We start from the raw sequence: 18,067 nt of genomic DNA, 5'->3' as shown, positions 1-18,067 counted from the left end.
GTAACGTGCCCCTCATGGCACGACCGCGGACGTTCGACGAGGACCGGGTGCTCGAACAGGCGATGCGGGCCTTCTGGCTGCACGGCTACGAGGGCACCTCCACGCGCGACCTGTGCGAGGCCACCGGCCTCGACCGCAGCAGCGTCTACAACGCGTTCACCAGCAAGCACGAGCTGTTCCGGCGGGCGCTGATCCGCTACACCGAGACCATGACGGCCGCGCAGGCGGCGATCCTGGAGGACGGCGACCGGCCCGCCGTCGAGCGGATCCGGGCGCTGTTCGCCAAGATCATCGAAGACGAGTTCACGTTCCGGGGCGACGCGCCCAGCATCGGATGCCTGGGCGTGAACACGACCGTGGAGTTCGGCGGGCGCGACCCGGAGATCGCCCGGCTGCTCGACCACGACGCGGCGCGCCGCCTGGAAAGCCTGCGCGCGGCCGTCGAGGAAGGGCGCCGCGACGGCGACGTCCGGTCGTCCCGCGACGCGGCCTCGCTGGCCCGCTACCTCAACGCCGTGACGGCCGGCATCCGCGTCGCCGCCCAGGGCGGGGCCGACCGGGCCACGCTGGAGTCCATCGCCGCGACGGCGCTGGACGCCCTCACCGCCTCCTGAACCCCGGCTCTCTCGCCGGGGCCACGACCATGCCCGCATTCTGCATCGATCAGTGCAAAACTGGAGGAGCCTCTCTTGCCCAGATCCGTGTACGTCCTGGCCTTCGGCATCTTCGCCATGGTCACCAGCGAGTTCGCCGTCGCCGGGCTGATGCCCCAGATGGCCCGGGGGCTCGGCGCCACCGTCCCGCAGATCGGGTACCTCATCACCGCCTTCGCCGCGGCGATGGCCCTCGGCGGGCCGGTCATGACCGTGGCCCTGTCACGGCTGCGCCCCAGGGACGCCCTGATGACGCTGTTCGCCGTCTTCCTGGCCGGCAACGTGCTGGCGGCCGCGGCCCCGTCCTATCCGGTCATGGTGGTGGCGCGGATCATCACCGGCGTCGCCTCCCAGGCGTTCTTCGGCGTGACGGTCTCGCTGGCCGTGCGGCTCGCCCGGCCGGAGGTGCGCGGCCGGGCCATCGCCGTGGTCATGAACGGGCTGATGGTCGGCACCCTGCTCGGCCTGCCGCTGTCCACGATGATCGGCGAGCGGTTCGGCTGGCGGGCGGCGTTCTGGGCGGTCGGCGCGCTCACCCTGGTCGCCGCGCCGGCCACCCTCCGGGGCGTTCCGCGCCTCACCCGAGCCGACGGCGGGGGCGGCGCCGAGGGCGCGGACCTGCGCGGACAGCTCGCGGTGTTCCGTGACGTACGCCTGCTGTCGGCGTTCCTCACCAGCACGCTCATCATCGGCGCGACGTTCTCCGCGTTCAGCTACCTCAACCCGATCCTCACCGGCCTGGCCGGCTTCGCCACCGGAGCCGTCCCCTACCTGCTGGTCGCCTACGGCGCCGCGACCGTCATCGGCAACCACGTCGTGGGCCGCCTCGCCGACCGGCACACCATCGCGGTGCTGGTGACCGGCCTGACCCTGAACGCGGTGTTCCTGGCCGGGTTCGCGCTGCTGGCCCACGTGAGCGTGGCGGCGGTGGCGTTCATGCTGGGGGTCGGCCTGGTCGGCGTCACCATGAACCCGGCCATGGCCACCCGCGTCCAGCGGGCCGGCAACGCGGGCCCGCTCGTGAACACGGTCCACTCGTCGTTCATCACGCTGGGGGTGATGGTGGGCTCGTCGGTGGGCGGACTGGCCGTCGACGCGTACGGGCTGCGGGCGCCGCTCTGGCTCGGCGCGGCGCTGGCCGTACTGGGGCTGCTCACGCTGCTTCCGGAACGCGGCCGGAGCCGGACCGCCGCGACCGAGCCCGGCACGGCGAAGGAGTCCGTCCCGTCGGCCTGACGCGACCCCGCCGAGCCCGGCCCGGCGTCAGGCCGCCAGCAGAGCCTTGGACCGGTCGGTGGCCAGGCGGATGGCGATGCCGCCGAGGACGGCGCCCATGAAGTACCGCTGCACGCGCAGCCACAGCGGGCGGCGGGCCAGGAAGGCGGCCAGGCTGCCGGCGCTGACCGCGATGATCCCGTTGACCAGCGTGCCGATCGCGATCTGGACCGAGCCGAGCGCCAGGCTCTGGAGCAGCACGTGCCCCATCTGCTGGTCGATGAACTGCGGCAGCAGCGACAGGTACAGGATGGCGATCTTGGGGTTGAGCAGGCAGGTGAACAGGCCCATGGCGAACAGTTTGCGCGGCGGTTCCACGGACAGCTCGCGCGGCTCGAAGGCGGAGGTGCCGCCGGGCCTGACGGCGTTCCAGGCCAGCCAGAGCAGGTACGCGGCGCCGGCCAGCTTGAGCGCGGTGTACGCGGCGGGCACGTAGGCGAAGATCGCGGTCAGCCCCAGGCAGGTGGCGGTCAGGTAGATGCTGAAGCCCAGCGCGACGCCGGTGAGCGAGATCAGCCCCGCCCGCCGGCCCTGGGTGATGGAGCGCGACACGAGGTAGATCATGTTCGGCCCGGGCGTGAGAACCATGCCGAGGGACACGAGCGCGATCCCGATCAAGCCAGCGGTCATTTCCGCAGATTATCGGACATATCCGAAATTGTGCAGGGACCCCTCCCGACCGGCCCGTCCGCACCGCCATGGAATCTCCAGCCCACTTTCGGGAAGCTGGGATGCGGGCACACGAGAAGGGACGTTGGCGATGGACTTCCGAGACGACGTCAACCTCGACTCCTCCCAGGTGGAGGACGTCGGCGGCAGCGGCGGAGGCGGCGGTGGGGGCGGCTTCCCCGGCGGCATGGTCCTGGGAGGCGGCGGCATCGTCACCCTGATCGTCATGGTCGTGGTGTTCCTGCTGAACAACGTCGGCGGCGGTGGCGGCGACAAGCAGCCCGCCCAGCGGCAGCCGGCCACCAACCTGTCGCAGGAGTGCAAGACCGGCAAGGACGCCGACCAGTCGGAGAAGTGCCGGGTGATCGGCGTGGTCAACAGCATCCAGGACTACTGGAAGGACGAGGTCTCGGGATACCGGCCCGCCAAGACCATCCTGTACTCGGGCGGCGTCCGCACGGCCTGCGGCGCGGCCGACTCCTCGGTCGGCCCCTTCTACTGCCCCGGCGACCAGCGCGTCTACCTCGACCTGAGCTTCTTCGACGACCTGCACAGCCGGTTCGGCGCCAAGGGCGGCCCGTTCGCCCAGGCGTACGTGATCGCCCACGAGTACGGGCACCACGTGCAGAACCTCACCGGCGCGCTGGAGGGCGGCGGCTCGGTGGCCACGGAGCTGCAGGCCGACTGCTACGCGGGCGTGTGGGCCAAGAACGCCATCGACACCGGCTTCTACGACAAGCCCTTCACCGACACCGACATCGCCGAGGCACTGGACGCGGCGGCGGCCGTGGGCGACGATCGGATCCAGCAGCGCACCCAGGGGCGGGTCGATCCCGACTCGTTCACGCACGGCTCGTCGGAGCAGCGGGTGAACGCCTTCAAGCAGGGGTACGGTTCCGGCAAGCCGTCGTCGTGCGCGACCAGGTGACCGGGCCGAACCTGTCCATCACCGGCTCCGAGAATTCTCGCGAACAGCACATCCAGGCTGAATCTCTCCTAAACTCTATGGGGTGATCTTCAAGCTGGTCGGCGACGGACGGCCTTATCCCGAACACGGTCTGACCATCCGAGAGTGGGCCCAGATCCCGCCGCGTCAGGTCCGACTCGACTCGCTGATCACCACGAAGGCGATGCTGGACCTGCACTCGCTGCTCGCCGCGGACTCCACCTTCTACGGCGACCTCTTCCCGCACGTGGTGCAGTGGCAGGGCGAGCTCTACCTGGAGGACGGCCTGCACCGGGCGCTGCGGGCCGCCCTGCACCAGCGCTCCATCCTGCACGCCCGGGTGCTGGACCTGCCCTCCTGACACGCGAAAAGGGCCTCCGACCTGGCTGACAGGTCGGAGGCCCTTTTCCGTGGCGGTGGTGGTGGGATTTGAACCCACGGATGAGTTGCCCCATCACACGCTTTCGAGGCGTGCGCCCTCGGCCACTAGGCGACACCACCGCCGACGAGCTTACCGGATCCGGCGAGTGGCGAAGAACGTCGTGAGGATCGCGGCGCATTCTTCGGCCATCACGCCCATGACGACCTCCGGCCGGTGGTTGAGCCGGCGGTCCCTGACGACGTCCCACAGCGACCCCACGGCGCCGCCCTTCACGTCGACCGCGCCGTACACGATCCGGTCCACCCGGGCCAGCACCGCCGCGCCCGCGCACATCGTGCACGGCTCCAGCGTCACCACGAGCGTGCAGCCGTCCAGCCGCCACGAGCCCCTGGAGCGCGCGGCCGCGCGCAGCGCGAGCACCTCGGCGTGCCCGGTCGGGTCGGCCGCGGACTCGCGGTCGTTGCCCGCGGCCGCCAGCACCTCACCGGCCGCGTCGAGCACGACCGCGCCGACGGGCACCTCGCCGCGCTCACCCGCGGCCACGGCCTCCGCCAGCGCCAGCCGCATCGCCTCGCCGTACGGGATGTCGGGCGCCGAGGTCACCGCAACCGGTCGAGCTCGTCGGCGAACGACAGCCGCTCGGCGATCACGGACAGGACGTCGGCCGGCAGCACGCCCTCCTCCATGCTCAGCTCCAGCAGCTCCTCCGAGCTGAGGCCGAGGTCGCTCAGCAGGTCGAAGTCGCCCGCCGGGCGGACGCCGAGCGCGTTGCCCTCCTTGTCCGCGCTCACGCCCGCGAACTCGGCGAACAGCTCGCCGAGGCTGCCCGGCGCGATGGCGTGGGCGTCGGAGAGGAACACGCGGGGCTCCACGTCGTCGACGTAACGCACGATGGCGAACCACTCGTCCTCGGCCTCGACGCAGAGCAGCGCCAGCTCGTCACCGGACAGGCCGAGCGCCTCGGTCACCGCGTCGCCGAGGTCGTCGACGATCTCGGCCCCGCTCAGGTCGACCTCGGCGCCGCTCCAGCCGTCCGGGGTCCTGACGAAAGCCGCGGCGAACGTGTTCGGCATGTCTCCAAGCTCCAGGTGTCCAGGCTCCGGGCGTGCAAGGTCCGAGGCTCAGCCGAAGACCGACTCGATGGCGCGCTCGAACGGCTCGGAGAAGCCGAGCCGCGCGGCGATGCTGGACAGCACGTCCTCGGGCAGAAGGTCCATGTCACCCGACAGGATGCCCAGCTCCATCTCGTCCAGACCCAGATCGGCGAAGATCGACAGGTCTCCCGCGGGGAGCGCGACCTCCTCGTCCTGGAGGATCTCCTCCAGCTCGTCCTCGTCGGGGATCGGCACGTCGAGGTATTCGAGCACCTGCTGGGCCAGCGGGAAGTCCCAGGAGGCGGCGATGTCGGACAGGAACACGTCGACGCGCTCCCCGAGCACCCGCAGCGCCACGAAGAACTCGTCACCCACCGCGACCAGGCCGATGGTGCCGCTCTCGCTCGGCTGCTGGCGCAGGGCCTTGATCAGGCCGTGCAGATCCGACGTGAGCGCCACCGGCAGCATCTCGGCGTCCCAGCATTCGTCTTCGCGATAAACCACGATGGCGAAGTCGAACGCGTCCTCGTCTGTCATCGTCCACCCCACCCATGTGGCCCCTACGGGCTCCCAATCGTTCCAGAGAGCACCGATGCACGCGTGCCGGTCTGACCAAATTGTGATCAAAACCGGGGCACGACGTGCCGGTACGTCCCACACAAGATAGCGTTATCCCTTATGGAAACCCTCGTCGTCGACCATCCGCTCGTGGCCCACAAGCTCACCACGCTGCGCGATGTCCGTACCGATTCGCCCACGTTCCGTAGGCTCGCGGACGAGTTGGTGACGCTGCTGGCGTACGAGGCGACCCGCGACGTCCGCGTCGCCGACGTGAGCGTGCGGACCCCGGTGGCCGAGGCGCACGGCGTGCGGATGGCGCGGCCGTACCCGCTCGTGGTGCCGATCCTGCGGGCCGGGCTCGGCATGCTCGACGGCATGACCCGGCTGCTGCCCACGGCCGAGGTGGGGTTCCTCGGCATGATCCGCAACGAGTCGACGCTCCAGGCCGAGACGTACGCCACCCGGCTGCCCGACGACCTGTCCGGGCGGCAGTGCTACGTGGTGGACCCGATGCTGGCCACCGGCGGCACGCTGGCGGCGGCCGTGCAGTTCCTCTTCGACCGGGGCGCCGACGACGTCACGGCGATCTGCCTGCTCGCGGCGCCGGAGGGCCTGGCGCACATGGACGAGTTCTTCGCCGGCTCCGGCAAGCCGATCCGCGTGGTCACCGCGGCGCTGGACGAGCGGCTCAACGAGAACGGCTACATCGTGCCGGGCCTGGGCGACGCGGGCGACCGGCTGTACGGCGTCGTCTGACCCCTCTCTCCGACGAGATGCTCGCCTGAGAAATCACCTTTCCGTCACGCCGAGTGGTTCACTCGTTACATAATGTGGTTGCATGGGTACGTAGCGAGGGGAAGGCAACTTCCGCATGGGCGCGAGGGGGGCGCGAGATGAACGAGCTGGCGGCAGCCGGGGTGTTCTCGTGAGCGAGCACACCGAGGCGGATCCGAGTCCGTACGCGGACGTCCCGACGCCGTACGCGGACGTCGAGACCACGCTGCGTGACGAGTTCGCCGGCGTTCACTCGGCGACCACCGTAACCCGCTGCGTGGAGGCGGCGCACTACGGCGCGCTGGAAGTCACCGGCTACGCGCATCCGAGCCTCGTCGAGCGGATCGCGCGCAAGCACCTTCACGTCCTCGCGCTCGTGGCGAGCGAGCGAGGCTAGGCAAGATCTCAACTAAGCCGTGAACAGACCTTTACCCGGGCCGCCGGGTGGGTAATGTAGACGGCGGGTGCAGGTAAGGGTACGGAGGCCACGGTGCAGGTCAAAAAAGTCCTCTCATGGGGCGGGCTCGGTTTTGCGGCGTACTACCTGTTGGCTCGGCCGACCGACGCGGCCACCACAGTCAAAGGGACGTTCGACTCGGTGGTCAACGCGGCCGACTCTCTGGCGCAATTCGTGAATCACCTGACATGAGACTTGTGACCCACGGGGACTCCGCCCCGTCATCGGTCAACCGTTACCTGCTCCCCGACGAACAACAGGTCATCATGGTGCGGCGCCACCCGGCCGTGCTGCTCCGTCCGGTCGCCGAGGTCTTCGGCGGCCTGATCATCGCTGGACTGCTCAGCAAGTTCTTCGGCGACTCCGGAGGCGGCACGGCCCTCGTGGTCGTCTGGTGGCTCTGGCTGTTGCTGTTGATCCGTTTCGTGTGGAAAGTCGCGGAGTGGTCGGTCGATTACTTTGTGGTGACGTCCAAGCGGATGTTGTCCACCACGGGATTGATCACCCGCAAGGTCGCGATGATGCCGCTGTCCAAGGTCACCGACATGAGTTTCAAGCGATCTCTCCTTGGGCGCATGCTCGGCTACGGTGAGTTCATCCTGGAATCCGCCGGTCAGGACCAGGCACTCTCGACCGTGCAGTACATTCCCTACCCTGAGACCCTCTACCTCGAGGTCTGTCAGATGCTTTTCCCCAGCAAGGACAGCGGCGACGATTAATCCTGCGTAGCGGAATTCTTCACCTGGGGATACCAGATTCGGCCACTTCATGCAATCATTGCGTGTTGTTGACCCTTCCCCGCCTTGAGAGATGAGATGCCGAGTCAGGGAACCATCGGTGACCGCGTCCGCGGACTGCGGCTGAACAGGCGGATGTCCCAGGCCCAGCTGGCCGGGCCCGACCTGTCTGACAGTTATGTCTCGCTCATCGAGTCGGGTAAGCGAACTCCGACTCCGGTGGTCGCCCGGCTCCTGGCGGAGCGGCTGGGGTGCACCACCGAGTTCCTCCTGCACGGCATCGAGCCGCGCCAGCGGATCGACACCGAGCTGGGGCTGCGCCACGCCGAGCTGGAGCTGCGCCACGGTGACCCGGTCCTCGCGGCCGAGCGCTTCACGGAGATCGTGAAGGCCGCCGACGAGGAGAACGCCATGCTCACGGCGCACGCCCGGTTCGGCCGGGCGCGCGCGCTGGAGGCGCAGGGCCGGCTGGGGCAGGCCGTCGAGGCGTTCGAGCGGCTGCGCAGGGAGGCGTCGGCTCACCCGGAGCGGCTGGCCGACCTGCCGCTCGCCGTCGCGCTGAGCCGCTGCTACCAGCACGCCGGCGACCGGCTGCGGGCTCGCGACCTCGCCGCCCACGCGCTGGAGCAGGCCGAGCGGCTGGCGCTCACGCAGGGTGAGATCGCCGTCGACCTGGCTGCGGCGATCGTCGAGGCGCGCGAGGAGATGGACAGCGACTCCACCGAGCTCGCCTACGTGCGGCGGGTGCTGGAGGTCAACGGCGTACCTGGCGTTGTGGACCGTTCCGGAGAGATCCACGCCCTGTGGCAGGCGAGCGTCGCCGCCGCGGCGGGCGACGACTCGGCGCTGGCCGTCCGGCTGGCCGACGACGCCATCACGGCGGGCCGCCCGGCGCGGATCGCGCTGCAGCTCGCGCGGGTGGCCGTGCACTGGGCGCGGCTCACGACGACGCCCGTCGCCGAGGCCGAGCGCCTGGTGGAGGCCGCGGCCCGGACGTTCACCCTGGCTCCCGGCGCCGGTGCCGAGCGCGGCGAGGCGCTGATCGCGCACGCGCGGGTCCGGCTGCGCGCCGGCGACCCGGCGCGGGCGGGCGAGCTGGCGAGCGCGGTCCTGGAGACGGCGGCCGACGCGTCGCGCACCACCGCGGCCGAGGCCCGGCTGGTGCTCGCGACCGTGGCGCTCGACCTGGGCGGTGACGCGTCGGCGCACCTGGCCGGGGCGTTCGAGCTGCTGCAGGCGCTCGGCCGGCCGCTGTACGGCACCGACCGTCCGGCGGCCCGTTGCTGGCGCGAGCTCGGCGACCTGTACGGCCGGGACGGGGGCAGGGCGCAGCAGACCGCCGCGTATCGTAAGGCGCTGGAAGCCGCTGGGGTCCACTCCGCGCTGGCGGGCCTGCCGGTGAACGCCGCGGTCTCCGGTTGATCGGAAAACTCCTCCTGGGAGTTCCAGATTTGTGTTCTTCGGTCTGGAATAATTAGGGTCTACCAGTCATTGACTCATAGGATGATTGGTTTCCCCGGAGGAGGCGGACTGTGAGTCTGCGTACGGCGCAGCGGGCTTCGCTCGTGGACCAGGTGATCGATCAGCTCAAGGAGCAGATCACATCAGGGTCGTGGCAGATGAACGGCAAGATCCCGACCGAGACGGTGCTCGCCGAGCAGCTCGGGGTGGGGCGCAACACCGTTCGCGAGGCCGTACGCGCGCTGACTCACGCGGGGCTGCTGGAGTGCCGTCAGGGCGACGGCACGTACGTCCGCGCGACGAGCGAGCTCTCCGGCGCCATGCTCCGCCGCCTGCGGCAGGCGGAGCAGCTGGAGATCCTGGAGGTACGGCGCGCCCTGGAGGTGGAGTCGGCCCGGCTGGCCGCCACCAGGCGCACCGACGAGGACATCCTGCGCATCGAGGCGGCGCTCGCCGAGCGCGAGCGCGCCTGGGAGCTCGACGACCCCGACTTCTTCGTGGAGGCCGACCTGGCCTTCCACATGGCCGTCGCGCACGCCACCCACAACCTCGTGCTGATCGACCTGTTCGAGGACTTCTCGGCCGCGCTGCGGGCCAGCATCACGGCCGCGGGCACCTCGCTCAACAAGAGCTACATCCCGCATGACGCGATCGCCCGCGCCATCGCCGCCGGCGACGCGACCGCCGCCGAGCGCGCCAGCCACGCGTGCATGGAGCACATCCTCATCGCTCTGACCGACGCGTAGTTTCCTTCTCTCTGTTACGGCACAGCCTGGCAGGCCCCAGTCGCCGTACGGCGCTGAGGGCCTCCAGGGATACGGCCGCTGAGCCCGCACGGGGCCGGCCGCCGTTACGTGCGCCTTCTTGGCCGTAGCTTCCGACAAGGGGGCCCTACGACGCCCGGGCTCCTCACGCCTGACCGTGGCCTCCGTCATGCCTGGCCGGTGAGGCGGTCCGCGTGGGCCCTGGCGAAGTCCAGGAACGGCGTCGGCTGCTTGCCCGTCACCTCTTCGTAGTCCTTCGTCGTGTAGTCGCCCCAGCCCCTCGCGTAGGCGCGCATGTACTCCGCGGTGACCGCGGCGATCCAGTCGGGCAGGCCCGCCTCCTTCATGCCGGCCTCGACCTGCTCCGGCTTCAGGGAGTGGTAGGCGATCTCCCGGCCGTACACCTCGGCGAGCTGCCCGGCCGCCTCGCCCAGCGAGATGCTGGCCGGGCCGGTCAGGGTGTAGACCTTGCCTGTGTGCGGTCGGGGGTCGGTGAGGACGGTGGCGGCGAACTCGCCGATGTCCCGCGTGTCGATGAGGCCGAGCCGGCCCTGCCCCGTGCCGCCGTACAACGTGTCGCCGGCGACCGAGCCGAACAAGTTCTGCATGAAGAAGGCCGGGCGGATGACGGTCCAGGCGAGCCCGGACGCCTGGAGCTCGGCGTCCGACAGGGCGTGCAGGCGGCCGTTGCGGGTGGGCGCGTCGTACGCGGCGCCGATGGCCGACATGCGCACCACGTGCCGCACGCCCGCCTGGCGGGCCGCCCAGACCGCGTTCATGCTGGCGTGGGGCGCCTGCGGGCCCATCGCGGTGAGCAGCCACAGCGTCTCGACGCCGTCGAAGGCGTCGGTGAGCGTCGCCGGGTCGTCGAGGTCGCCGACGGCCACCTCGTATCCGGCGGGCGCCTTGGCGGGGTCGCGCACCAGCACCCGCACGCCGTCCTTGCCGGGCAGCGCGTCGAGCACGGCGCTGGAGACGGTGCCGGTGGCTCCGGTGATGAGCATGGTCATGGTCAGCCCTCGTTCTCTTCCGTGGTGCCGTCTTCCGCGGACACCAGTTCGTCGATCAGCTCGAAGAAGGCCCGGATGCCGGGCAGGTTGCCGCCCTTGGCAGCCGAGGCGGCGCGGTCCTGGGGCGTGCGCCACTCGACGATGTCGAGCCACTCGTCGCCGGGCAGGCGCACCAGGCGCGCGCCCAGGAAGCCCGCGCGGTCCGCGCGGAAGTCCGCGAGCATTCCGGGGCGGGCGGCGAGCAGCCGTTCGGCGTTCTCCGGAGACACGCGGAACCGGGTGAGTTCCACCGTTCTGGTCATGAGAAGACTATATAGTAAGAATCAGTGACTATCAAGATTGATGACTAAGAGGAGGCGTGGCCGTGCGCAGGAGCCAGCGCAAGCGGGAGCATCCGGATCTCGGCATCCTGTCCGGGCGGACCCTGTTCGGGGTGCAGCGGGAGTTGTTCGGAGCCGTCGCCGAGCAGGGGCATGCCGAGCTGCGGCCGCGGCACGGCGCGGTGCTCGCGTACCTCGACGAGGAGGGCAGCCGGGCCACCGACCTGGCCGCCCAGTCGGGCCAGCACAAGCAGGTGATCGGCACGCTGGTGGACGAGCTGGTCGCCCTCGGTTACGTCGAGCGGCAGCCCGACCCGGCCGACCGCCGGGCCAAACTGATCGTGCCCACGGCCAAGGGTCTGGACGAGATGGCCAAGTCGGACGCCGCCATGGCCGCGATCGAGGCCGAGCTGGCCGCGACCGTGGGCGAGGAGGCGTACGGGGAGTTCAAGCGCGTCTTCAAGCTGGTCGCCGACGGGTTGTCGGCCCGCCGCCCCGAATGACGCGGGGTCAGGAGCCGACGCGCAGGGACATCACGAGGTAACGGAAGGCCGGGTCGGCGTCGCCGGGGACGTCCTGGATCAGCGCGGGGCGCGTCGGCGACTCCATGTTGATCCGGGCGAACTCCGTCTCGATGCCGGTCAGGCCGTCGAGCAGGAACTGCGACTGGAACGCGATCTCGATGTCGTCGCCCCTCAGGTCGCACTCCAGCACCTCGGTGCCGCGGCCGATGTCGCCGCCGCCCGCCCTGAGCAGCACCTGCCCCTGGGTGAACGTCAGCCGGATCGCGGTGTTGCGCTCGGCCACCAGCGCGACCCGCTTGATGGCGTCGACGAACGGCCCCACCCGCACGTCGGCCCGGACCGACCAGTCGGAGGTCAGCCGGCGCTGGTAGTCGATGAACTGCTCGTCGAGCAGCCGCACCGTGGTGCTGCGCCCGACGCTCTCGAACCCGGCCACCGCGTCGCCCATCGCGACCTGCACCTCGCCGCCGCGCAGCGACCTGGCCACCTCGACGAGCACGCGCGCGGGCACCATGGCCGAGACGGCGACGTCGGGCCGCACCGGCCGCCAGGTGAACGTCCGGGCGGCGATGCGGTAGCGGTCGGTCGCGGCCATCGTGACCGTCTCACCCTCGATGTCGACCCGGATGCCGGTGAGCATGGGCAGCGTGTCGTCGCGGCTGGAGGCGGGCGCGACCTGGCCCACCGCCGAGGCGAACACGCCGCCGCCGACGGCGCCGACGGCCGGCGGCATCGTGGGCATGGTCGGGAAGTCCTCGACGGGCATCGTGATCAGGCCGAACTCGGCGCTGCCGCAGGTCAGGACCGCCTCCTGGCCCTCGGTGACGATCTGCACCTCGTCGCCGGGCAGGCTGCGGCTGATCTCGGCCAGCAGCCGGCCCGGGATCAGGACGCCGCCGGTCTCGGCCACGTCGGCGTCGATGCGCGCCTGCGCGGAGACGTCGTAGTCGAACGCGGACAGGCTCAGCTCCTCGCCGGCCACCAGCAACAGGCCGGAGAGCACGGGCATCACGGGACGGCTGGGGAGGACCCGGGCAGCCCATGCCACGGCATCTGCCAGAACATCGCGGTTGACCCGGATTTTCACGTGAACGACCCCTTCGCTCGCCTGCCTCCTATGAAAGGTAGCCGGTCGGACCGACAATCCGACCCGGCGGCCGCCCGCGCGGTCAGCGGCTGTTGAGGTAGGCGAGCACCGCCAGCACCCTGCGGTTGTCGTCCTCCGACGGCGCCAGGTCGAGCTTGGCGAAGATGCTCGCGGTGTGCTTGGCCACCGCGCTCTCGCTCAGGTGGAGCCGCTGCGAGATCGCGGCGTTGGAGCGGCCCTCGGCCATGGCCTCCAGCACCTGCCGCTCGCGCGGCGTCAGCGCGGCCAGCGGCTCGTGCCGGGCGTTGCTGGCCAGCAGCTTGGCGATGACCTCGGGGTCCATGGCCGTGCCGCCCTCGGCCACCCGGCGCACCGCGTCCACGAACTGCCCGGCGTTGAGCACGCGGTCCTTCAGCAGGTAGCCGATCGCGCCGGAGCCGTCGGCCAGCAGTTCGCGGGCGTAGAGCTGCTCGACGTGCTGCGACAGCACGAGGATCGGCAGGCCGGGCACCTGACGGCGGGCCTCCAGCGCCGCCTGGAGCCCCTCGTCGGTGAACGTGGGCGGCAGCCGCACGTCCACGACCGACACGTCGGGCCGCAGCTCGACCAGCCCCTTCAGCAGGTCGGGACCGCTCTCCACGGCCGCCACGACCGAGAACCCGTGGGCCTGGAGCAGGTGCACCAGGCCGTCCCTGAGCAGGTAGAGGTCCTCGGCGATCAGCACGCGCTCGCCCATCAGCCCAGCCCCAGCCGGCGCGGCACCTCGGCCATCCAGCGGTCGCGGTTGTGCTTGGCGGGGATCGCGATGGCGGTCGCGTACATGCCCAGCCCGAGGGCGATCATGAGGAGGATGATCGGCCACTGGAAGGGCTCGGGGGCGTACAGGGCGAGGAACCACGACTTCTCGGGGATCGCGAAGGTCTTGAACACGGCGGCGACCACCCCCTGCGGGAACGTCGGGCACCAGGCCAGCGACCAGCAGAGGGCGACCACGACGGCCTTCCAGCGCGGCAGCGTGGGCAGCGTGCCCGCCCAGTGCTCGGGCAGCACCTTGGGCAGCACCATCATGACGGTCGTCGGGCCGCCCGGCGGGCTGTTGACCGCCATCACGCCGTCGAAGGCGGCCAGCCGCCGCTCGATGCCGCGCAGCCCGCTGCCCTTGGCCGGGTCCGCGCCGCCCAGGCCGTCGTCCGTGACCGTGATGCGCAGGCTCGGGCCGTCGGAGCTGATGTCGACGCTCGCCGACCGGGCGTCACCGTGCCGGGCGGCGTTGGCGAGCAGCTCGCTGACCGCGAAGTAGGCCGCGGCCTCCACCGGAGGCTCCGGCCGGTGCGGCAGGTCCACCTCGACCTCCACCCGCAGCGCCGTGTCGATCGCGAGGGCGCGCACGGCGTCGGCGAGCCCCCGCTCCGCCAGCACCGGGGGGTGGATGCCGCGGATGAGCCGCCGCAGCTCGGTCAGCGTCTCGGCGGAGGTGTCGCGAGCCTTGCTCATCAGCGTCTTCGCCGCGGCCGGGTCGGAGTCCACCAGCTCCTCGGCCGCGCCCAGCGTCATGCCGATCGCGATGAGCCGGGCCTGGGTGCCGTCGTGCAGGTCGCGCTCGATGCGCCGCATCTCGGCCGCCTGGGAGTCCGCGGCGATGCTGCGCGACTGGTGCAGGTGGGTGAGCTGGCCGCGCAGCACGCTCGTACGGGTGGCCGACAGCAGCAGGGCGCACCACTGGCCGTACACCCGCAGCCCCCTGGCCGGCGTGACGAGCAGCACCGGCAGCAGGGCGAGCTTGACCGGTGGGTCCAGCACCAGCCACAGCAGGTCGCGCCAGGTCGCCGGATCGGTGCTCAGCCACTTCCACCGCGCGTTCCAGGCGGGGATGCGCGGCGACTTGTACAGCGTCCGCTCGTAGCGGTACAGCCCGTCCGTCATCGGCCGCGGCGGCGCCGGCTCCGGCAGGTACGGCGAGGCGATCCGGACCCCGGACCAGGCGCCGACCCGGCTCCGGGTCTCCTCGGCCGTCCCCCGCACCAGGCGCACGGCCGGCGGGTAGAGGAAGACCAGCCCCAGGGTGAACGTCAGGATCATCGCCGGCAGCGCGAACAGCAGTATGCCGACCTGGACGAGGGTCATCCCGAGCAGCGCGGCCACCTGGGCCGTCCCGGTCAGTCGTCGGAGCATGCCACCAGTGTGCGCGAACATGCGGCGTCACCGGCACTGTACCTAGGTACACCTTTGCCGGGCATCCAGCCCGATTCCCGGCGCGGCTCCCGGTTCCTAGCGTCGTGACCATGAAGGTGATCGAGGTGAGGAACCTCCGCAAGAGCTACCCCCATCACGTGGCGGTGGAGGACGTGTCGTTCGAGGTGGCCGAGGGAGAGATCTTCGGCATCCTCGGGCCCAACGGCGCCGGCAAGACGACCACCGTCGAGTGCGTCGCCGGCCTGCGCGTGCCCGACAGCGGCACCGTACGGGTGGCCGGGCTCGACCCGCACGACGACCGCGACGAGCTGCGCCGCGTGCTCGGGGTGCAGCTCCAGAGCGCCGCGCTGCCGGAGAAGATCAAGGTCTGGGAGGCCCTGGACCTGTACGCCTCCTTCTACCCGCACCCCGCCGACTGGGAGGAGCTGATGCGCCGGGTCGGGCTGCACGAGAAGCGCGACACGGCGTTCGCCAAGCTGTCCGGCGGCCAGCGCCAGCGGCTGTCGGTCGCCCTGGCCCTGGTGGGCCGGCCGCGTGTGGCGGTGCTCGACGAGCTGACCACCGGCCTCGACCCGCAGGCCCGCCGCGACACGTGGGAGCTGGTGGAGCAGGTGCGCGACTCGGGCGTCACGATCGTGCTGGTCACCCACTTCATGGAGGAGGCCGAACGGCTCTGCGACCGGCTCACCCTCATCGACCGGGGCCGCGTCGTCGCCACCGGCACCCCGGCCGCGCTCGTCGCGCAGGCGGGCGGGGAGCAGCGGCTCAGGTTCCGGCCGTCGGCGCCGGTGGACCACGCGCTGCTGCTGGCGCTGCCCGAGGTGCGCTCGGTCACCGGCAGCGGCGAGCACCTGGAGGTCACCGGCGTCGGCGACCTGGCGCCCGCCGTCACGCTCGCGCTCGCCGAGCACCGCATCGTGCCCACCGACCTGCGCGTCGAGCAGGCCACGCTCGACGACGCCTTCCTCGCCCTCACCGGAAGGACACTGTCATGAGGAAAGTCCTCGCTGTCGAGACCAAGCTCTACCTGCGCGAGTGGCCCGTCATGCTGTACACGATCGTGCTGCCGGTCGGGCTGCTGCTGGTGCTGGGCAGCATCCCCGACATGGGCAAGCCCGACCCGGCGCTGGGCGGTCAGCGCGTCACCGACACCCAGCTGCCGGCCATGATGACGCTGCTGGCGATGCTCACGCTGGCGTTCACGGTGCTGCCGACCGTGCTGACCACGTACCGCGAACGGGGCGTGCTGCGACGGATGTCGACCACGCCCGTCCACCCCGGGCGGATGCTCGTGGGGCAGCTCGTCATCAACGTGGCCGTCGGCGCGGTGTCCACCGTGCTGGTCGTCGTGCTCGGCCGGCTCGTGCTGGGGACGGCCATGCCGCGGCAGCCGGTCGGGTTCGTGCTGGTGTTCCTGCTGGGCACGGCTGCGCTGATGGCCATGGGGCTGGTGATCGCCTCGCTGGCGCCGTCCGGGAAGGCCGCCTCCGGGATCGGGTCGGTGGTGATGTTCCCGCTGATGTTCGTGGCGGGCATGTGGATCCCACGCGAGATCATGCCGCAGGCGCTGCGCGTCTTCAGCGACTACTCGGTGGCCGGGCCGTTCGCCCAGGCCATGCGCGCCACCTGGGCGGGCGACTGGCCGCAGCCGCTGCACCTGGTGATCATGGCGGCCGGGCTGCTGGTCTTCGGCTGGCTGGCCGTGCGTCTCTTCCGCTGGGAATGAGCGCCGCGCGTCGGGGGCGTCAGGCCCAGACGGGGCGGGCGCCCGTGACGTTCAGCATGATCGAGTAGAGCGAGGTGGAGGCGGCGACGAACAGCCGGTTGCGCTTGAGCCCGCCGAACACCAGGTTGGCGACGTTGTCGGGCAGGAGCAGCCGGCCGATCAGGGTGCCGTCGGGGTCGTAGCAGTGCACGGACTTGCCCGCCGCCGCCCACACGCGGCCGGTGTCGTCGAGCCGCATCCCGTCGTACGCGTCGCCGGCCGCCCCCTCCGCGAAGATCCGGCCCTTCTCCAGGGTGCCGTCCTCGGTCACCTCGAAGACGCGAATGTGGCGGCGCCGGGTGTCGGCCACGTACAGCAGCCGCTCGTCCAGGGAGAACGCCAGGCCGTTCGGCCGCTCGAAGTCGTCGGCGACGATGCGCGTCTCGCCGGTCACCGGGTCGATCCGGTAGACGTGGCAGCCGTCGATCTCCTGCTCGGCGCGCTGCCCTTCGTAGTCGCTGGTGATCCCGTACGACGGGTCGGTGAACCAGACGGAGCCGTCGGAGCGCACGACCGCGTCGTTGGGGCTGTTGAGGCGCCTGCCCTCCCAGCGGTCGGCGAGGACGGTGATCGAGCCGTTGTGCTCGGTGCGGGTGACGCGGCGATTGCCCTGCTCGCAGGAGATCAGCCGGCCCTCGCGGTCGAGGGTGTTGCCGTTGGTGTAGCCGGCGGGCGTGCGGAACGGGCCGACGGTGCCGGTGAACTCGTCCCAGCGCAGCATGCGGTCGTTCGGGATGTCGCTCCAGACGAGGAAGCGGCCGGCGGGGAAGTAGACGGGGCCCTCGGCCCAGCGGGTGCCGGTGTACAGCCGCTCGACGACGTCGTCGCCGGCGACGCGGGCGAAGCGCTCGTCCAGCACCTCGAACTGCGTGGGGATCACATCCATCATGCTGGAAGCCAAGCGCACCTGATGGTGTTTGGTCAAATCCCGATTTATCCGGATATGATCTGGTCGTGGATGAGATCGACAGGAAGCTGGTCGGGCTGCTCCAGGACGACGCCGGCCGCTCGTACGCCTCGCTGGGGCAGGCCGTGGGGCTGTCCGGCGCGGCGGCGCACGAGCGGGTGCGCAAGCTGCGCGAGCGCGGCGTCATCAGGCGCACGACCGTCGACGTCGACCCGGCCGAGCTCGGCCGGCCAGTGACGGCGTACGTGCTCGTGGACGGCGGCATGTGGATGGGCGACACCGCCGAGCGGCTGCGCGGGATCCCCGCGGTCGAGGAGGCACACGTGATCGCCGGCCCCGCCTCGCTCCTGCTCAAGGTGCGCACGGCGACGACCCGCGACCTGCAGCGCGTCCTGCGGCAGGTGTTCGAGGTGGACGGGGTGACCAGCACGCAGACCGTCGTGGTGCTGGAGACCTTCTTCGAGCGACCGAGCGATCCTGAACTATAG

Annotated in this window: 24 protein-coding genes and 1 tRNA gene; 14 read left to right on the top strand and 11 right to left on the bottom strand. The window is 70.9% G+C overall.

Going from position 1 to position 18,067, the window contains the following annotated elements; all coding sequences use genetic code 11:
* Nucleotides 1-14: 14 nt before the first annotated feature.
* Together HD595_RS17715 and HD595_RS17710 are read left to right on the top strand one after the other, a co-directional pair.
* Nucleotides 15-614 (top strand): TetR/AcrR family transcriptional regulator, encoded by a 600-nt coding sequence (locus tag HD595_RS17715; protein ID WP_253770399.1) that lies wholly within the window; start codon nucleotides 15-17, stop codon nucleotides 612-614.
* A 75-nt stretch (nucleotides 615-689) separates the two neighbouring features.
* Nucleotides 690-1,889 (top strand): MFS transporter, encoded by a 1,200-nt coding sequence (locus HD595_RS17710; protein ID WP_253770397.1) that lies wholly within the window; start codon nucleotides 690-692, stop codon nucleotides 1,887-1,889.
* A 27-nt stretch (nucleotides 1,890-1,916) separates the two neighbouring features.
* Here the strand turns inward: HD595_RS17710 and HD595_RS17705 are convergent, their stop codons facing one another.
* Nucleotides 1,917-2,558, bottom strand: coding sequence for a LysE family translocator (locus HD595_RS17705; protein ID WP_253770395.1), 642 nt, complete (start codon nucleotides 2,556-2,558; stop codon nucleotides 1,917-1,919).
* 130 nt (nucleotides 2,559-2,688) lie between these two features.
* Here HD595_RS17705 and ypfJ point away from each other — a divergent pair, with 130 nt between their 5' ends.
* Both ypfJ and HD595_RS17695 read left to right on the top strand, forming a co-directional pair.
* Nucleotides 2,689-3,525, top strand: a complete 837-nt coding sequence (gene ypfJ / locus HD595_RS17700) for a KPN_02809 family neutral zinc metallopeptidase (protein ID WP_253770393.1) — start codon at nucleotides 2,689-2,691, stop codon at nucleotides 3,523-3,525.
* A gap of 82 nt (nucleotides 3,526-3,607) precedes the next feature.
* Nucleotides 3,608-3,904 (top strand): type II toxin-antitoxin system VapB family antitoxin, encoded by a 297-nt coding sequence (locus HD595_RS17695; RefSeq protein ID WP_253770390.1) that lies wholly within the window; start codon nucleotides 3,608-3,610, stop codon nucleotides 3,902-3,904.
* Between the two features lie 50 nt (nucleotides 3,905-3,954).
* Here the strand turns inward: HD595_RS17695 and HD595_RS17690 are convergent.
* The 4 genes from HD595_RS17690 to HD595_RS17675 all read right to left on the bottom strand — a co-directional run bounded on the left by HD595_RS17690 (nucleotide 3,955) and on the right by HD595_RS17675 (nucleotide 5,556).
* Nucleotides 3,955-4,044: transfer RNA gene (locus tag HD595_RS17690), tRNA-Ser, on the bottom strand.
* A gap of 10 nt (nucleotides 4,045-4,054) precedes the next feature.
* Complete coding sequence (locus tag HD595_RS17685; protein WP_253781220.1) at nucleotides 4,055-4,492, bottom strand: nucleoside deaminase; 438 nt, start codon at nucleotides 4,490-4,492, stop codon at nucleotides 4,055-4,057.
* A gap of 32 nt (nucleotides 4,493-4,524) precedes the next feature.
* Nucleotides 4,525-4,998 carry a tRNA adenosine deaminase-associated protein gene (locus HD595_RS17680; protein ID WP_253770388.1) on the bottom strand — a complete coding sequence of 158 codons (474 nt, stop codon included), beginning with the start codon at nucleotides 4,996-4,998 and terminating at the stop codon, nucleotides 4,525-4,527.
* Nucleotides 4,999-5,046: 48 nt separating this feature from the next.
* Nucleotides 5,047-5,556, bottom strand: a complete 510-nt coding sequence (locus HD595_RS17675) for a tRNA adenosine deaminase-associated protein (protein ID WP_253770386.1) — start codon at nucleotides 5,554-5,556, stop codon at nucleotides 5,047-5,049.
* A gap of 141 nt (nucleotides 5,557-5,697) precedes the next feature.
* Between HD595_RS17675 and upp the strand changes: the two genes are divergently transcribed.
* The 6 genes from upp (at nucleotide 5,698) to HD595_RS17645 (ending at nucleotide 9,755) form a co-directional block, all read left to right on the top strand.
* The gene (upp, locus tag HD595_RS17670; RefSeq protein ID WP_253770384.1) at nucleotides 5,698-6,336 is read left to right on the top strand and encodes a uracil phosphoribosyltransferase; all 639 of its coding nucleotides are present in this window, start codon (nucleotides 5,698-5,700) and stop codon (nucleotides 6,334-6,336) included.
* A 169-nt stretch (nucleotides 6,337-6,505) separates the two neighbouring features.
* Nucleotides 6,506-6,751: a hypothetical protein gene (locus HD595_RS17665; protein WP_175590175.1), complete on the top strand. Its 246-nt coding sequence runs from the start codon at nucleotides 6,506-6,508 to the stop codon at nucleotides 6,749-6,751.
* A gap of 93 nt (nucleotides 6,752-6,844) precedes the next feature.
* Nucleotides 6,845-7,003 carry a hypothetical protein gene (locus HD595_RS17660; protein ID WP_253770382.1) on the top strand — a complete coding sequence of 53 codons (159 nt, stop codon included), beginning with the start codon at nucleotides 6,845-6,847 and terminating at the stop codon, nucleotides 7,001-7,003.
* Entirely contained in the window at nucleotides 7,000-7,530 is a 531-nt protein-coding gene (locus tag HD595_RS17655; RefSeq protein WP_175590177.1) for a PH domain-containing protein, read from the top strand. The genes HD595_RS17660 and HD595_RS17655 overlap by 4 nt, the downstream gene beginning before the upstream one ends.
* A 96-nt stretch (nucleotides 7,531-7,626) precedes the next feature.
* Complete coding sequence (locus HD595_RS17650; RefSeq protein ID WP_253770380.1) at nucleotides 7,627-8,970, top strand: helix-turn-helix domain-containing protein; 1,344 nt, start codon at nucleotides 7,627-7,629, stop codon at nucleotides 8,968-8,970.
* 110 nt (nucleotides 8,971-9,080) lie between these two features.
* A complete protein-coding gene (locus tag HD595_RS17645) occupies nucleotides 9,081-9,755 on the top strand; it encodes a FadR/GntR family transcriptional regulator (protein ID WP_175590179.1) in 675 nt (224 codons plus the stop codon).
* A 185-nt stretch (nucleotides 9,756-9,940) separates the two neighbouring features.
* On the opposite strand, the gene HD595_RS17640 is transcribed toward HD595_RS17645, so the two are convergent.
* Together HD595_RS17640 and HD595_RS17635 are read right to left on the bottom strand one after the other, a co-directional pair.
* Entirely contained in the window at nucleotides 9,941-10,783 is an 843-nt protein-coding gene (locus HD595_RS17640) for an SDR family oxidoreductase (RefSeq protein ID WP_253770378.1), read from the bottom strand.
* Nucleotides 10,784-10,785: 2 nt separating this feature from the next.
* A complete protein-coding gene (locus tag HD595_RS17635) occupies nucleotides 10,786-11,085 on the bottom strand; it encodes an antibiotic biosynthesis monooxygenase (protein ID WP_253770376.1) in 300 nt (99 codons plus the stop codon).
* Between the two features lie 56 nt (nucleotides 11,086-11,141).
* Between HD595_RS17635 and HD595_RS17630 the strand changes: the two genes are divergently transcribed.
* A complete protein-coding gene (locus HD595_RS17630) occupies nucleotides 11,142-11,606 on the top strand; it encodes a MarR family winged helix-turn-helix transcriptional regulator (protein WP_253770374.1) in 465 nt (154 codons plus the stop codon).
* Nucleotides 11,607-11,613: 7 nt separating this feature from the next.
* Here the strand turns inward: HD595_RS17630 and dnaN are convergent, their stop codons facing one another.
* The 3 genes from dnaN to HD595_RS17615 form a co-directional block, all read right to left on the bottom strand.
* Nucleotides 11,614-12,714 carry a DNA polymerase III subunit beta gene (dnaN, locus tag HD595_RS17625; RefSeq protein WP_253770372.1) on the bottom strand — a complete coding sequence of 367 codons (1,101 nt, stop codon included), beginning with the start codon at nucleotides 12,712-12,714 and terminating at the stop codon, nucleotides 11,614-11,616.
* 82 nt (nucleotides 12,715-12,796) lie between these two features.
* Entirely contained in the window at nucleotides 12,797-13,450 is a 654-nt protein-coding gene (locus HD595_RS17620; protein ID WP_253770370.1) for a response regulator, read from the bottom strand.
* Nucleotides 13,450-14,886 carry a sensor histidine kinase gene (locus HD595_RS17615; protein ID WP_253770368.1) on the bottom strand — a complete coding sequence of 479 codons (1,437 nt, stop codon included), beginning with the start codon at nucleotides 14,884-14,886 and terminating at the stop codon, nucleotides 13,450-13,452. Before HD595_RS17615 ends, HD595_RS17620 begins: the two co-directional genes overlap by 1 nt.
* A 110-nt stretch (nucleotides 14,887-14,996) precedes the next feature.
* Here HD595_RS17615 and HD595_RS17610 point away from each other — a divergent pair, with 110 nt between their 5' ends.
* Both HD595_RS17610 and HD595_RS17605 read left to right on the top strand, forming a co-directional pair.
* A complete protein-coding gene (locus HD595_RS17610; protein ID WP_253770366.1) occupies nucleotides 14,997-15,902 on the top strand; it encodes an ABC transporter ATP-binding protein in 906 nt (301 codons plus the stop codon).
* On the top strand, nucleotides 15,899-16,633 hold the full coding sequence (locus tag HD595_RS17605) for an ABC transporter permease (RefSeq protein ID WP_253770364.1): 735 nt from the start codon (nucleotides 15,899-15,901) through the stop codon (nucleotides 16,631-16,633). The genes HD595_RS17610 and HD595_RS17605 overlap by 4 nt, the downstream gene beginning before the upstream one ends.
* 19 nt (nucleotides 16,634-16,652) lie before the next feature.
* On the opposite strand, the gene HD595_RS17600 is transcribed toward HD595_RS17605, so the two are convergent.
* Nucleotides 16,653-17,561 carry an SMP-30/gluconolactonase/LRE family protein gene (locus tag HD595_RS17600; RefSeq protein WP_253770362.1) on the bottom strand — a complete coding sequence of 303 codons (909 nt, stop codon included), beginning with the start codon at nucleotides 17,559-17,561 and terminating at the stop codon, nucleotides 16,653-16,655.
* 65 nt (nucleotides 17,562-17,626) lie between these two features.
* Between HD595_RS17600 and HD595_RS17595 the strand changes: the two genes are divergently transcribed.
* Entirely contained in the window at nucleotides 17,627-18,067 is a 441-nt protein-coding gene (locus tag HD595_RS17595) for an Lrp/AsnC family transcriptional regulator (RefSeq protein WP_253770360.1), read from the top strand.

This window comes from Nonomuraea roseoviolacea subsp. carminata (assembly GCF_024172185.1).
GTDB classification, from domain to species: Bacteria; Actinomycetota; Actinomycetes; order Streptosporangiales; family Streptosporangiaceae; genus Nonomuraea; species Nonomuraea roseoviolacea.
The sequence above is the reverse complement of the archived record's forward strand: the minus strand, read 5'-3'. Positions and strand labels throughout refer to the sequence as shown.